Annotated in this window: 12 protein-coding genes; 3 read left to right on the top strand and 9 right to left on the bottom strand. The window is 69.6% G+C overall.

The window, feature by feature from the left end:
• Window positions 1-10: 10 nt before the first annotated feature.
• From ACGFJ2_RS11620 to ACGFJ2_RS11580, 9 genes are all read right to left on the bottom strand, one after another.
• A complete protein-coding gene (locus ACGFJ2_RS11620; RefSeq protein WP_393467201.1) occupies window positions 11-865 on the bottom strand; it encodes a virginiamycin B lyase in 855 nt (284 codons plus the stop codon).
• 6 nt (window positions 866-871) lie between these two features.
• On the bottom strand, window positions 872-2,542 hold the full coding sequence (locus ACGFJ2_RS11615; RefSeq protein ID WP_357953651.1) for a serine/threonine-protein kinase: 1,671 nt from the start codon (window positions 2,540-2,542) through the stop codon (window positions 872-874).
• An 11-nt stretch (window positions 2,543-2,553) separates the two neighbouring features.
• Entirely contained in the window at window positions 2,554-3,129 is a 576-nt protein-coding gene (locus ACGFJ2_RS11610; RefSeq protein WP_393467198.1) for an RloB family protein, read from the bottom strand.
• A 62-nt stretch (window positions 3,130-3,191) separates the two neighbouring features.
• The gene (locus ACGFJ2_RS11605; RefSeq protein ID WP_393467195.1) at window positions 3,192-4,463 is read right to left on the bottom strand and encodes an ATP/GTP-binding protein; all 1,272 of its coding nucleotides are present in this window, start codon (window positions 4,461-4,463) and stop codon (window positions 3,192-3,194) included.
• Window positions 4,464-4,531: 68 nt separating this feature from the next.
• The gene (locus ACGFJ2_RS11600) at window positions 4,532-5,191 is read right to left on the bottom strand and encodes an HAD family hydrolase (RefSeq protein WP_393467192.1); all 660 of its coding nucleotides are present in this window, start codon (window positions 5,189-5,191) and stop codon (window positions 4,532-4,534) included.
• Window positions 5,181-6,257, bottom strand: coding sequence for an ABC transporter ATP-binding protein (locus ACGFJ2_RS11595; RefSeq protein WP_393467189.1), 1,077 nt, complete (start codon window positions 6,255-6,257; stop codon window positions 5,181-5,183). The genes ACGFJ2_RS11600 and ACGFJ2_RS11595 overlap by 11 nt, the downstream gene beginning before the upstream one ends.
• Window positions 6,254-7,105 (bottom strand): ABC transporter permease subunit, encoded by an 852-nt coding sequence (locus tag ACGFJ2_RS11590; protein ID WP_357953641.1) that lies wholly within the window; start codon window positions 7,103-7,105, stop codon window positions 6,254-6,256. The genes ACGFJ2_RS11595 and ACGFJ2_RS11590 overlap by 4 nt, the downstream gene beginning before the upstream one ends.
• Entirely contained in the window at window positions 7,093-7,911 is an 819-nt protein-coding gene (locus ACGFJ2_RS11585; protein WP_358183265.1) for an ABC transporter permease, read from the bottom strand. Before ACGFJ2_RS11585 ends, ACGFJ2_RS11590 begins: the two co-directional genes overlap by 13 nt.
• The gene (locus ACGFJ2_RS11580) at window positions 7,908-9,059 is read right to left on the bottom strand and encodes an ABC transporter substrate-binding protein (protein ID WP_393467185.1); all 1,152 of its coding nucleotides are present in this window, start codon (window positions 9,057-9,059) and stop codon (window positions 7,908-7,910) included. The genes ACGFJ2_RS11585 and ACGFJ2_RS11580 overlap by 4 nt, the downstream gene beginning before the upstream one ends.
• A 113-nt stretch (window positions 9,060-9,172) precedes the next feature.
• On the opposite strand from ACGFJ2_RS11580, the gene ACGFJ2_RS11575 reads away from it, so the two are divergent.
• The 3 genes from ACGFJ2_RS11575 to ACGFJ2_RS11565 all read left to right on the top strand — a co-directional run bounded on the left by ACGFJ2_RS11575 (window position 9,173) and on the right by ACGFJ2_RS11565 (window position 13,855).
• A complete protein-coding gene (locus ACGFJ2_RS11575; RefSeq protein ID WP_357953633.1) occupies window positions 9,173-9,919 on the top strand; it encodes a GntR family transcriptional regulator in 747 nt (248 codons plus the stop codon).
• Window positions 9,920-9,998: 79 nt separating this feature from the next.
• Window positions 9,999-10,265 (top strand): DUF6504 family protein, encoded by a 267-nt coding sequence (locus ACGFJ2_RS11570; protein ID WP_357953631.1) that lies wholly within the window; start codon window positions 9,999-10,001, stop codon window positions 10,263-10,265.
• Entirely contained in the window at window positions 10,265-13,855 is a 3,591-nt protein-coding gene (locus tag ACGFJ2_RS11565; protein ID WP_393468500.1) for a DNA polymerase III subunit alpha, read from the top strand. Before ACGFJ2_RS11570 ends, ACGFJ2_RS11565 begins: the two co-directional genes overlap by 1 nt.
• The last annotated feature ends 122 nt before the right edge of the window (window positions 13,856-13,977 follow it).

Here is a 13,977-nt window from a genome sequence, read left to right as displayed (position 1 = left end):
CTTGGGTGTTTCACTCGATCTTGGCCAGTGCGCCCGCCTCCAGCGCGACCCAGATCGCGCCGTCGGGGCCCACCGTGAGCCCGTGCGGCTCGGCCTGGACGCCGCGCGAGGGCAGCTCGTACTCCTTGAGGTCGCCCTCGGTCGTGATGCGGCCCACGCGGTCGGCGGCCCACTCGGTGAACCAGAGGGCGCCGTCCGCCCCGGCGATGATGGCGTGCGGCCGGCAGGCCCGATCCGGCAACGGATATTCAGTAATTTTTCCGGAAAGGTCCACGCGGCCGATCTGGCCCGCGCCGATCTCCACGAACCACAGCGCCCCATCGGGACCCGCGGTGATGCCCACCGGCGCGGCCCCCTCCGTCGGCAGCTCGTGGATCGTCACCGCGCCCGACAGCGCGATGCGGCCGATGGCGTTGCCCTGATTGAGGGCGAACCAGAGGGCGTCGTCCGGCCCGGCGGTGATGGCCGCGGGCATGCCGCCCATCACCGGGATCTCGAACTCGGTCCGCGCCCCGTCCGCCGCGATCCGCCCGATCTTGTCGGCCTGCATCCGCGTGAACCACATGGCCCCGTCCGGTCCGGCGGCGATCCCGTAGGCGCCCTCCGCCTCGAACGACGTCACCTGACCCGACCCGGTGATCCGCCCCACCCGGCCGCCCTGGAACTCGGTGAACCACATCGCCCCGTCGGCTCCCGGCACGATGACCGTCGGCCCGCCGTCCGCCGGGTCGAGCTGGTGGATCGCGGGTTCCGCACCCGGCACCAGCCTGCCGACCCGGCCCTGGTGCACGAGCGTGAACCAGAGCGCGCCGTCAGGGCCGGTGGCGATGCCGTACGGAGCGCCGTCAGAGATCTCGATCAGCATGTGTGGTCAGGGTTCCTTTCTCCCACGTAGCTCGAAGTCGTCGAAGGTGGTCTTGAGCACCGACGTCGCGTCCTTGGACGTGCGCGCGAACAGGCCCACATAGCCGTTGCCGATGCCGTTGGGGTCGTCGACCTGGTGGACTTTCTCGCCGTTCACCCACATGGTCAACCGCACGGCGCCGCCGTCCTGCTCGCAGGAGGCCTCGATCCTGGCCTTCCTGTCCTTCTGCAGCCCGTCCACCTGGACCGGCTGGGCCAGCGTGCCGCCCGAGCCGTCGGAGATGCGCCGGATGCGGGCCATGCCGGAGGTGTTCAGGGCGAACTCGTAGTACGTGCCGTCGGCGCTGTTGTGGCAGAAGACGCCGTACTCGCCGGTGCCCACGGACCGCTTCACCTGGGCCGTCACGCCGACCACCACCGTGTGGGGCAGCATCGGCGTGGGCGTGGCCGACGGGCTGGGCGCCGGGGTGGGCGTGGCGATCAGGAAGGGCGCCGGGGCCTTCACCAGGTGCTCTTCGTCGTCGTCGGCCACGTCCAGCCCGTACATGCCGTCGGTGCGGTAGCCGTAGCTGTACTCGTCGGTCGGATCGTAGGTGCCGTCCCAGCCGCCACCGGTCTGCGTGAAGTCCTCCCGGTAGAGGACGGAGAGCTGCGGCGGCCCACTGTCCCGGAGCGTCGCCCAGGCGGTGACACCCCCGGCGACCAGCACCGCCACGGCCGCGGCGATCCCCCCGACCACGACCCGGCTGCTCCGGCGCTTTCCGACCGGCCGCTCCTGCTCCGCGGTGAACGCCGCGGTCCCGTGCTGCCAGGCCACCTGAGCGGTCTGGGCGGCCTGCTCAGGCCGTACTCCCTGGACGGCCTGGACGGTCTGCTCCGGGGCGACCGAACGCCCCACGAGATGGTCGAGCAACTGCTGCGCGGTCGGCCGCGCGGCCGGATCCTTGCGCAGCGCCGCCCTGACCAGCTCCCGCAACCCCGGCTCGACCGCGTCGAGCACCGGCTCGGTGTTGAGCACCTGGTAGACGGTCGCGGGCAGCGTGTCGCCGCCGAACGCCGCCTTCCCGCTCGCCGCGTACACGATCAGCGAGCCCCACGAGAACACGTCGCACGCGGGCGAGACCGGCTCACCACGCAGCACCTCGGGCGCCATGTACCGGGGCGTGCCGATGAGCTCGCCGGTCCCGGTGACCCCGCCCAGCGTGTCGAGCGCCCGCGCGATGCCGAAGTCGATCACCCGCGGCCCGACCGGGGACAGCAGCACGTTCGACGGCTTGAGATCGCGGTGCACGACCCCCGCCCCATGGATCGCGGTGAGCGCGGTGGCCACGCTGACCGCCAGCGCGTCGAGACTGGACCCCTTGAGCGGCCCCGACTGCCGGACGGCCTCCTCCAGATTGGGCCCCGGCACGTACTCGGTGACGACGTAGAGCTGATCACCGTCGAGCGCCGCCTCGAGCACCGCGGCCGTACAGAACCTGCGCACCCGCTGCGCGGCATCGGCCTCCCGCCGGAACCGCATCCGGAACTGCTCGTGCTGGCTGAGCTCCGGGTTGATCACCTTGATGGCGACCCGCTGCCCAGCGGGATCCTCGGCAAGGTGGACAGTACCCATCCCGCCTCGGCCCAGCACGCTCAGCAACCTGTAGCGCCCGATCTGGGGGGATTCACCGCTCACGGCGGGCAAGCTTACCGACTTCTACCTGATTGGCGGATGACCTCGACTATCAGCCAGGCATTGGTAGACGGGTTACGTCCCTTGCGGTTGGGCGCGCAATGATCGGGATCGGCGCGCTGTGCGCGATCACGCGCGACTTCATGGTTCGCGAACGGGAACGCGCGGCCGAGATGTTTGTCATAGTCCTTGATGTGTTTCCTGAGCTTCCGCCTGATCGACTCGGGGTCGCAGGCGGCGGCGCACTCCTCGAAGTGATAGAGGACCCACAGCTCGAAGCACGGGAGGGAGATCGCCAGGTTGACCCCTCCTTTGCGCGCCGCGATCAGAGCCTGGTCGAGCGTCTTGTGGTCGTCGACGTCCACAACGCACCAGACTTCGTCGTAGGCGATGTTGGCATCCCGCTGGGCGCGGGCTTCCTTCTCCTTCTTGTCGCGTTCGCGGATCGTGTAGTCGACAAGGGAGCCTGGATCGCGACCCAGCCCGATCACCTTGCAACTGCGGATGTCGACGGGGAGGGAGCGGAAATAGTCGCGGATCCCTTCGAAGTACTCGACCTCGGTGACCTGGCCCTCGCAGACAACGAGCACGCGCTTTTTCGGTGATCGTCGGCCGGTGGGGCGGTCAAGGCGCGGGGGGCTACGCCTGGGACTCATAGCGTCTCGTCTGGTCCCTTCGTGAAGACCTCCCGGATGCTGTCGAAGTTGATGTAGGGCACAGCTCCGTAGCGGCCCTGCAAATAACCCCGCTCGATGTTCTCGTCGCGCCGAGGGTGGAATTCCGCTAGAGAGTAGAGGCTGGTCGCGCCAGAGGAGTCCTTCTCGGTGAACCAGACCTCGTCCCTGTCGATGACCTCTTCTTCCAACATTGAGCCGAGGAGCGTGGTGTCATGCGAGGCGAAGACAAGTTGCGCTCCCATCTTGTTGATCACCGGATCTTTAAAAATGCGGATGAGCGTGGAACTCAGTAGCGGGTGGAGGTGAGAGTCGATCTCATCCGCCACCAGCGTCCCGCCTGACGCGATCGCTGCGAGAGAATGCCCGAGAAGCGATAGCCAGACCCGGGTGCCGGCGCTCTCTTCGCTCAGCTCCAGCACGGCCCCAGATGTCCGGCGGAGCCGGATGTCCGTTCGCGAACTGCTGCCGGAACTGCTGCCGGTCGCTCCCTGCCCGAGGTCGGCCATTTGCCTGAGGATCTCTTCTCGTGTCGGAACTGCATTGAAGATCTCGGCTGCTTCGACTCCGAGGTCCGCGATCCTGACCAGGCGGTTGATGATGGACGCCACGGATTCATCGTTCAGCAGCTCTTTGACCAGAAAGAGCCGTGACCTTTCATCGTGATCGCCGTGCTGCGCGAAAAAGATGCTGTCTCTGATGCGGTTATACAGGGTGGTCAGCAGAGGGTGGTTGTTGGCCGCCGCAGCGGAGAGATAGAGAGAGTTCGGGCGAGTCAGCTTTAGAATCCTCTGGGTCTCACCGACAAGGCTGCGGCCGAACGTGATGCTCGTCGGGCCCGTGCGGTCGAACAGCTTCTTCGTTCTCCCCTTGGGAAAGGTGTTCAGCCATTCGCCAAGGATCCGCCTGTCGTCGACCTCGAAGCCGTACGAGTATCGGATTCCGTCGTGCAGAAAGTCCAGCTCGCAGAAGGAGGGAGAGCTCGACTCCCCGCTGGGGAGCCTGAAGGGATCGCGAGGCACGCCCTTGGACGGGCTCCACAACTGGTGGGAGTCGGAGATGGCGAACTGCATCCACTTCAAGGCGGACAGGACGTTCGATTTCCCTGAGGCGTTCGCCCCATAGATCCCCGCCACCCGGACGGTCGACAACTCCTTCGGCCGCTCACCACGACGTGGCACCGAGACGAGGGACAGCGTCTGCTCGTCACGGATGGACCGATGATTGGCCACCCTGAACCGCAACAGCATGACGCCCCCTAGCCGGAACCTGCAGCAAGCCTACATTTTCCCACCCTCTTGTGAAGCTCTTCCCCGTATCAAGGCCTGAAATCGCATACTGCTCGCAATCCTGGAAGCCCTCGCCGGGAGTCGACCGTCATGACGCGGCAGCCGGCGGCCGTGGCGGCGGCGATGCCGGGTGGGCTGTCCTCGATCGCGACGCAGCGACGAGGCTCCACGCCGAGCCGCCTGGCTGCCTCCAGGTACGGGTCCGGGTGGGGTTTGCCGCGTGGCGTGTCCTCGAAGGCCATCACCAGGTCGAAGTGGTGGTCGAGGCGGGGAAGGACGAGGTCGACGATGCTTCGGGGAGAGGCGCTGACCAGGGCGGTGGGGATGGCCTTCGCATGGAGTTCGGCGAGGAGGGCCAAGGCGCCGGGGATCACCGCCACGCCGCCGCCAACGCGCGCGGCGAAGGCGTCGGTGAGGCGCTGGGTGATCTCCGCCGAGTCAGGACGCGGGGTGGCGGCGGTGAGCAGGTGGGCCGCCACGTCCTCGGCGGTGCGGCCAAGGACCTGGGGAGTGTCGGCGGGGCCCAGTTCGATGCCGAGAGTCTGGGCCACCGCGGCCGTGGCCTGCCACCACAGCCCCTCGGTGTCCACCAGCGTGCCGTCCATGTCGAACAGGACGGCCTGCAGCGCCTCTCTCGATGGCGGTGCCCCTGAAGTCGGCGCCTCCGGTGACGGCGGCTCAGATGGCATCGGCTGGTTCCGAGGCGGGGGAGGGGACCGTGACCGTTCTCTCGGCCACCAGTACGGGGCGCTCCACCAGGCGGACCGTCACCCGGGTGCCGGGTGCCAGGCTCAGCGCCTCGTGGCCCGGTACGTCGGCCAGCACCTCACCCCCCGACAGCGCCACCCGGAGCCGGACCGAGGCGCCGCGGAAGGAGGCGGCGAGCACCTCCGCCGTGCCCTCCGGAGCGGGGGTCACCCGTACGGCCTCGGGACGGATCAGTACGTCCACCTCCAGGGTGCCGGGGGGTTCGCCGTCCACCGGCAGCAGCTGGCCCAGCACCGTCACCTGGTCGCCCGAGATGTGCCCGGCCAGGTGGTTCATGGTGCCGACGAACTCGGCCACGAACGGGGTGGCCGGGCGGTCGTAGACCTCGGCGGGCGGCCCGCACTGTTCCAGGCGGCCGTTGCGCAGGACCGCGACCCGGTCGGCGATCGACAGCGCCTCCTCCTGGTCGTGGGTGACGAAGATGGTGGTGATGCCGAGGTCGAGCTGGAGGCGGCGGATCTCCTCGCGCAGCGAGACCCGTACCTTGGCGTCGAGTGCCGACAGCGGCTCGTCGAGCAGCAGCACCCGCGGCTCCAGCGCCAGCGCGCGGGCCAGGGCGACGCGCTGCTGCTGGCCGCCGGAGAGTTGGTGCGGGAAGCGGTCGGCGTGGGCGGGGAGGCCGATGAGTTCGAGGAGTTCGTCCGCCTTGGCGCGCCTGGTGGCCACGGGCACCTTGCGTACGCGCAGGCCGAAGGCGACGTTGTCGCGGGCGTTGAGGTTGGGGAAGAGCGAGTAGGACTGGAAGACCATGCCCGCGTCGCGCTTGTTGGCGGGCACGTCGGTGATGTCCGAGCCGTCGATGAGCACGGCGCCGGAGTCGGGCCGTTCGAACCCGGCCACGCACCGCAGCGCCGTCGTCTTGCCGCAGCCGGAGGGCCCCAGCAGCGCGACGAACTCGCCCGGCGCGATCGTCAGGTCGAAGCCGTCCAGCGCCACCGTCTTGCCGAACACCCGCCGCAGCCCCCGGAACTCCACCTGAGCCGTCATTTCCGCTCCTTTCCCGAGAACGCGGTGGACACCGCGAGCAGCAGCAGCCAGATGAGCAGCAGGCTGAGGATGGACACCGCGACCGACACCTGGCCCTTGGACCCGGAGATCGTCACGATCCACACCGCGAACGGCTGGTAGCCCAGCAGCCTGGCCACGGTGAACTCGCCCAGCACCAGGGCGAGCGTCAGGAACGACGCGCTGGCCAGGGCCGAGCGCAGGTTCGGGATGATCACTCGGAACAGCACATGCGGCCACGACGCGCCCAGGTTGCGGGCCGCCTCGACGAGCGTGCGCACGTCCATGGTGCGCAGCCCGGCGTCGAGCGAGCGGTAGACGAAGGGCAGCACGAGCACCACGTACGCGAGCACGAGCACGACGGGGAACGCCGGGTTCTGCACCGCGATCAGCGTGGCCCAGAACGGCGTCGGGGCGAGCACGTCCGTGCCGGTGCGCAGCGACGTGGTGAGCCCCGCCACGAACGTGATCGGCGGCACCACCAGCGGCAGCGTGCAGAGCACCTCCATCACCGGACGCAGCCGCGGCGCGCTGAGCCGTACGGCCAGCATCGCCGGCAGCGTGAGCAGCAGGGCCAGCACGATCGTCGCGACGGCCAGCGACATGGACAGCAGCAGCGACGACCCGAAGCCCTCGGCCGTCAGCAGCTCCCCGTAGGCCGCGAACGACACCCCGGTCGTGGGCGTGTAGATCGTGTACCAGAGCGAGGCCCCGAGCGGAATCAGGAAGTAAGCGGCGGCCAGCAGGAACACCGCCCCGCGCCACAACCTGGGCCGGGAGGGCGCGCGCGGCGGAGCGGTCACCGGCTCCAGCCCGGTCAGCGCAGCCATCGGGTGCTCCTCTTCTGCAGCGGCAGGTAGATCGCCATGACCAGCCCGGCCACCACGATCATGTCGAGGCTGAGCGCGAGCGCGATGTTCTCGTAGCCGATCAGCACGTCACCCGTGAGCGCGCTGGCGATCTTCAGGGTCACCAGCGGCACCACGGTCCCGACCATGGCGTTGGCCGTCGCGAAGGCCGCGAACGCGCTGCCGAACAGCAGCACCACCCCGCCGAGCATGGCCGGCGTGAGCACCGGCAGCCCGACGAAGCGCCAGAACTGCCAGGCCGTCGCGCCGTTGTTGGCCGCCGCCTCCCGCCACTGCGGCCGCAGCCCGTCCAGCGCGGGCGCCATGACCAGCACCATCAGCGGGATCGCGAAGTACAGGTAGACGATCACCAGCCCCCAGAAGGTGTACAGCGCGCCGGACGGCAGCCCGAGCAGCCCGCTGATCACGCCGGAGTTGCCGAGGGTGGCGATCCAGAAGAAGGCCAGCGGCACGCCGCCGAAGTTGGCCAGCACGCCGGAGGCCGTCAGCACCGCCTCGCGCAGCAGGGCGAACCGGGAGGTCACCACGGCCTGGGCGAGGAACGTGCCGAGCACGGCCCCGGCCAGCGCCACCACGGCCGAGAGCTGGACACTGCCGGCCATCGCGGTGAGGTAGCCGCCCTGGAGGCTCTGGCCGATGTTGGCCAGGCTCGGCCGGCCGTTCGCGGTGAACGCCCCCGCCACCAGCGCGATGGCGGGGATGCCGAAGACCAGCGCGAAGAAGACCAGCAGGGGCAGCGCGCCGAGCCACCCCTTGGCGCGGGTCATCCCGAGACAGCGGCGTCCCAGCCGCCGGCCAGCTTGGCCTTGGCCGCGTCCACCTGCTCGGGGGTGGGGAACGTGGGCGTGCCCTCGACCTTGGGCAGCGCGTCGGCGGCGGCCTTGTCGACCGAGCCGTCGGTGGTCATGGACGGCAGGAGCACCGGCCTGGCGAAGCCCTTGAGGTAGAGGTTCTGGCCCTCGGCGCTGTAGAGGTATTCCTGCCAGAGGCGGGCGGCGGCCGGGTGGGGCGCGTCCTTGTTGACGGCCTGGGCGTACATCTGGAAGTACTTGCCGTCCGAGGGGACGTTCACCTTCCAGTCGAGGCCCTTGGCGGACATCTCGGGCGCGTAGGCGGCGTTGTTGTAGTCCCAGTCGATGCTGATCTGGGTCTCGCCCTTCTCGATCGTCGCCGGGGTGGTCTCGACCGGGTTGTAGTTGCCGGCCGCCTTCAGCTTCTTGAAGAACTCCAGGCCCGGCTGGATGTCGTCGAACGAGCCGCCGTTGGCGATCGACGCGGCGTAGACGCCGGCGAAGGCCGAGCCGGACTTGGTCGGGTTGCCGTTCATCGCGACCTTGCCCTTGTACTCGGGCTTGAGCAGGTCGGCGAAGCTCGTCGGGCAGGCGCTGATCTTCTTGGCGTCGCAGCCGATCGACACGTAGCCGCCGTAGTCGTTGGTCCAGAGCCCGGTCGGCTCCTTCTGCCCTTCGGGGATCTTGTCGAACGCCTGCACCTTGTAGGGCGCGAACAGGCCCTCCTTGGCGCCGCTGATCGCGAACGACTGGCCGAGGTCGAGCACGTCGGGCGCGCGGTCCTGGCCCTTGCGGGTCTTCACCGCGGTGATCTCGTCGGCGCTGGCCGCGTCGGGGTCCTCGCTCTCGATCTTGATCCCGTACTTGGCGGTGAATCCCTTGATGATCTCGCCGTAGTTGGCCCAGTCGGGCGGCAGCGCGATGACGTGGAGGTTGCCCTCCTTCTTCGCCGCCTCGACGAGTTTGTCCAGACCACCGAAATCTGCGGCGGAGGTGGCGGTCTTCGCGTTCACCCCGCCCTCTGACGCCTTGGTCTCCTGTGTGCCAGGGGCGGCGCCACACGCCGCCGTGGCTACGGTAAGGGCTGCGATGACGCCTGCCGCGCGGGTACGAGGTGTGAACACGTCGGCTCCACTCTCCGGGGGGGTGTGGAAAGAATTTATGGGAACTTGTACAAACAAGCCAGCACAAGTAAGTCCCATGAAGATTGCTCTTTCATGAATGCGGAAGGTCGCGGATGGTTGCGCGTTATGAACGGATCGCCGATGAGCTGCGGGACGACATACTCACCGGCGTACATCCGATCGGCTCGCAGCTGCCCACGGAGGCGGAGCTGGCCGCGCGCTACCGCGCCGCCCGCGGCACCGTACGCCAGGCGGTCGCGGTGCTGGTCGCCGAGGGGATCGTCGGCTCCCGGCAGGGGGCCAGGCGCATCGTGCTGGGCAAGGTACGCAGCCAGAGCTTCGCCGAGCTGCACAGCTTCGCGCAGTGGGCGCGCGCCAACGGCTACCGCTACGGCGGCCAGGTGATCGCCCAGAAGCGCCGGGCGGCCGGCCCCGCCGAGGCCGCCAGGCTCGGCACCGAGGAGGTGCTCGACGTGCTCCGGCTGCGCACACTGGAGGGCGAGCCCGTCCTGGTCGAGCGGACGGTGTACGCGGGATGGGTGGCCGCCGCCGTCGAAGGGCTCGCGCCCGGCTGCGAGTCGGTCACCGAGGCGCTGTACGACTCGATCGGGCTGGTCTTCGCCTACGGCGAGCACCTCATCGACGCCGTCTCCGCGGGCGTCCAGGACGCCGGTCTGCTGGGCGTACGGCGCGGCAGCCCGCTGCTTCGCCAGCGCCGCATCACCACCACGCACGAGGGCCGGCCGGTGGAGTGGTCGGACGACCGCTACCGGGCGGGCAGCGTGGTCTTCAGCATCCGCAACTCGATCGACGCCAACCCTCTGGTGCGGCAGGCAGGTGACTTGCGTTTCGGGGCGTAAGAACATATGTTCGAGACATAAGCGCCCGCCTTCCCCCGGGTGGCTCAGCATAGGCACCAGAGCCGCGGGGAGAAGCATCTTGAGCAGACTCTATGGCGATCCGATTGAGGTGTGGACCCGGGACGGGCAGCCGACCCAGTTCGTCTGGCGCGACCGCCTCTATCTCGTCCGCCGGGTCCTCGACCAGTGGGTGGTGGCCCGCGAGTGGTGGAAGATCGACGAGAACGATCCCGGTGAGCGGCAGTTCTGGCGGGTGGAGGCCAGCCCGGGACGCGAGCTCGGGTCCTACGAGTTGCGGTTCGACACCGCCAGTGGCGGGTGGCTGCTCCTGCGGGCGTGGGACTGATGGCGCCGCCGTTCCCTCACCTGAACGTGAGCTCCGCCTACTCGATGCGCTACGGTACCGCCTTTCCGCAGGCGCTGGTACGCCGGGCGGCCGAGGACGGGATGGACATCCTCGCGCTGACCGACCGCGACGGTCTCTACGGCGCGATCAAGCACGCCCAGGCGTGCGCGGAGGCCCGGATCGCCTCGGTGTTCGGGGTCAACTTCGCGCTGGCGGGTTCCATAGCGCGCCCAGGCGTGCACGGAGGCGCCGGGCCGGGCGGCCGGGGGCGGGCCAGGACCGGGCCGGGGGCTCAGGACCGGGTCACGGTGCTGGCCAGGGCGGGCGGCTGGTCCTCGTTGGTGCGCCTGGTCACGGCCGCCCACTACGCGGGCGAGCGCGGCGCGCCCGAGGTGACGCGCGACCTGATCGCCTCCGTGGCCGGGGGCGGGCTGACGGTGCTGCTCGGGCCGCGTTCCGACGTGGGCCGCGCCGTGGCCGAGCGGCGTGACGAGCACGCCAGGGCGCTGCTCGACCTGTGGCTGGCCACCGTGCCGGGCGTGGCGATCGAGCTGGTCGACCAGTACGGCTTCCGCGACGCCACCACCGCCGTCCGGATGCTCGCCCTGGCCGAGTCCCGGGGCGTGCCGGCCGTGCTCACCAATGCCGTCAGATACCTGGACCCCGCCGACCACCAGGTGGGCGATGTGCTCGACGCGGCGCGGCAGCTCGTACCGCTGCACCCGCGCCACCTGGAGCGCACCACCTCGCACGCCTACCTCAAGGGCACCAAGGAGATGTGGCAGGTGGCGGCCAAGATCTGCGGGGCCGACCCCGACCGGATCGGCCGTCTCCTGCACGCCACCCGCACGCTGGCCGAGGCGTGCGCGATCAACCCGGTGGACCTGCTCGCGCTGAAGCACGACCCGCCGAACCTGCACCTGCCCGAGGTCGGCCGCGACCCGGTGCCGCTGCTGCGCCACCGCGTCGAGGACGGGCTGATCTCGCGCGGGCTGGATCGCTCCGCCGACGCCAGGGACCGCCTGCGGGCCGAGATGGACGTCATCGAGCGCAAACGTCTGTCCGGATATTTCATAGCCGTGGCTGGCATCACCGACATGATCCGCGGCATGGGCATCCGCTGCGCGATCCGCGGCTCGGGAGCGGGCAGCCTGGTCAACTACCTCATCGGCATCGGCGAGGTGAACCCGCTCGAACACGGCCTGCTCATGGAGCGCTTCCTGTCCGACGGCCGCATCGGGCTGCCCGACATCGACGTGGACGTGGAGTCCGCGCGCCGGCTCGACTGCTACAAGGCCATCTTCGACAGGTACGGCGAGTCGCGGGTGGCCTGCGTCTCGATGATGGAGACCTATCGGGCGCGCAGCGCGATCCGGGACGTGGCGGGGGCCATGGGGCTGCCGCCGTACGAGATCGACGCGATCGCCAAGGCGTTCCCGCACATCAGGGCCAAGCAGATCACCGCGTCGCTGAACGACCTGCCCGAGCTGCGCGACAGCCGGCTCGGCGAGGCCGGGCTGGAGCGGGTGTTCCGGCTGGCGGAGCGGCTCGACGGGCTGCCCAGGCACATCGCGCTGCACCCGTGCGGGGTGCTCATCGGCAACGCGGAGCTGCGGGACAGGACGCCGGTGGAGCGGAGCCTGCTGGAGTTCCCGATGTCGCAGTTCGACAAGGACGACGTGGAGGAGGCCGGGCTGCTCAAGCTCGACGTGCTGGGCGTACGGATGCAGTCGGCGATGGCCTACACGCTGAGCGAGATCCAGCGGGTGGACGACGTCGTGGTCGAGCTCGACACGCAGCACGGCTCGGAGCCCGGCGTCGAGTACGTACCCCACGACGACCAGGCCACCTACGACATGATCTGCGCCAGCCGTACGCTCGGCTGCTTCCAGATCGAGTCGCCCGGCCAGCGCGAGCTGGTCGCCAAGCTGGAGCCGCGCAAGATGCACGACCTGATCGTGGACATCTCGCTGTTCCGGCCGGGACCGGTGAACTCCGACATGGTCACCCCCTACCTGGAGGCCAGACATGGATGGCGCAAGCCGCACTATCCGCACGAGCGGCTGCGCGGCGCGCTGAAGGAGACGCACGGCGTCGTGGTCTTCCACGAGCAGGTACTCAAGATCATCGAGGTGATGACGGGCCGCGACCTGTCCTTCGCCGAGTCGCTGCGGCGCACGCTGGCCTCGCCGGAGGGGCGCGAGCGGGTGCGCAAGCACTTCGTGCCGCTGGCCAGGTCCAACGGGTTCGGCGACGCGGCCGTGGACAAGGCGTGGAAGGTGCTCGACGCGTTCGGGGCATTCGGGTTCTGCAAGGCGCACGCGGCGGCGTTCGCGCTGCCCACCTACCAGTCGGCCTGGCTCAAGCGGCACCACGCGGCCGCGTTCTTCGCCGGGGTGCTCACACATGAGCCCGGCATGTACCCGCAACGCGTGATCATCGACGAGGCGCGGCAGTGCGGGGTGGAGATCCTGCCGCTCGATGTGAACAGGTCCGGCAAGGACTGGCGGGTGGAGCGCCTCGGCCCACGGGTGCGGCTCAGGATCGAGCCGGGCGACTTCCGGGTCGGGGAGATCGGGAAGGGCTACGCGCTGCGCGTGCCGTTCTCCGCGATCAAGGGGGTGAGCGAGGCGGAGGTGGGGCGCATGGTGGCCGGTCAGCCGTACACCTCGATCGCCGACTTCTGGGACCGCGCCCGCCCGTCGCGGCCGGTCATCGAGCGGATCGTCCAGGTGGGCGGCCTCGACGACCTGCACGACCTGCATCCGGGCGGAGCGCGCTGGCGGCCGGGGCGGCTGACCCGCCGCGACCTGATCGCCCAGGTCGGCGTCCTCGAACGGGCCTCCACATCGGGCGTCAAGCCGTCCGCCGCGAAGTCCAAGCGCTACACCCCGCCCGCCGCTCGTCTTGTTCCCAGGCACGAGGAAGCGGCGGTGCAGCTCCCGCTGGGCTTCGCCGAGCACATCGCACCCGGCGAACTGCCCGAGATGACCGAGAGCGAGATGGTGGAGGCCGAGCTGGAGATCCTGGGCATCGACATCAGCCGCCACGTCATCAGCTTCCACGACGAACTGCTCGACGCGATCGGGGTGGTGCGCTCCAAGGACCTGCTGACCCTGCGCAACGGGGCCGAGGTGCTGGTCGCCGGGGTCAAGGTGGCCACCCAGACGCCCGCCGTACGCTCGGGGCAGCGCGTCATCTTCACCACGCTGGACGACTCGACGGGGCCGATCGACCTGACGTTCTTCGAGTCGGTGCAGGGGCGGTGCGCGGCGACGGTGTTCGGGTCGTGGCTGATGGTGGCGCGGGGCGTGGTCCGGCGTACGGGGACGCGGGCGATCTCGATGCGCGCGGTGGACTGCTGGAACCTGGTCGACCTCGACGCCTTGTGGCGATCGAGCGGGATCGAGGCGGTCAGGGCGCTGCTCGACCAGGCGCCCGAGGATGCGGGCGGGGTCGGCGGGCGCCGCATCGAGTACGCCAACGGCTTCCGCCTGTCCCCGTACGCGGACCTGGGGCCGGTGGTCGCGCCGCCCACCCGCCGCCTCTGGCACGCCAGCCAGGGGAGTTCAGGGCCTAGTGCGGCGTGATTCCGGCCTCAGCCAGGGAAGTTCGGGTCTTGACGCGGCGTGATTCCGGCCTGGTCAGGGGAGCTCGGGTCCTGGCGCGGCGTGATCCTTCCACCACTTTTTTCTTTACGGCACAGCCGCCC

This window comes from Nonomuraea sp. NPDC049028 (genome assembly GCF_043197735.1).
Lineage (GTDB): Bacteria > Actinomycetota > Actinomycetes > Streptosporangiales > Streptosporangiaceae > Nonomuraea.
This window is presented reverse-complemented; position numbering and strand designations above follow the sequence as displayed.

Excerpts from the sequence above, each read along its gene's own strand:
- ACGFJ2_RS11590 (WP_357953641.1), bottom strand. The coding sequence starts at position 7,105 with ATGGCTGCGCTGACCGGGCTGGAGCCGGTGACCGCTCCGCCGCGCGCG.
- ACGFJ2_RS11575 (WP_357953633.1), top strand. The coding sequence starts at position 9,173 with ATGGTTGCGCGTTATGAACGGATCGCCGATGAGCTGCGGGACGACATA.
- ACGFJ2_RS11595 (WP_393467189.1), bottom strand. The coding sequence starts at position 6,257 with ATGACGGCTCAGGTGGAGTTCCGGGGGCTGCGGCGGGTGTTCGGCAAG.
- ACGFJ2_RS11600 (WP_393467192.1), bottom strand. The coding sequence starts at position 5,191 with ATGCCATCTGAGCCGCCGTCACCGGAGGCGCCGACTTCAGGGGCACCG.
- ACGFJ2_RS11585 (WP_358183265.1), bottom strand. The coding sequence starts at position 7,911 with ATGACCCGCGCCAAGGGGTGGCTCGGCGCGCTGCCCCTGCTGGTCTTC.
- ACGFJ2_RS11565 (WP_393468500.1), top strand. The coding sequence starts at position 10,265 with ATGGCGCCGCCGTTCCCTCACCTGAACGTGAGCTCCGCCTACTCGATG.
- ACGFJ2_RS11605 (WP_393467195.1), bottom strand. The coding sequence starts at position 4,463 with ATGCTGTTGCGGTTCAGGGTGGCCAATCATCGGTCCATCCGTGACGAG.
- ACGFJ2_RS11620 (WP_393467201.1), bottom strand. The coding sequence starts at position 865 with ATGCTGATCGAGATCTCTGACGGCGCTCCGTACGGCATCGCCACCGGC.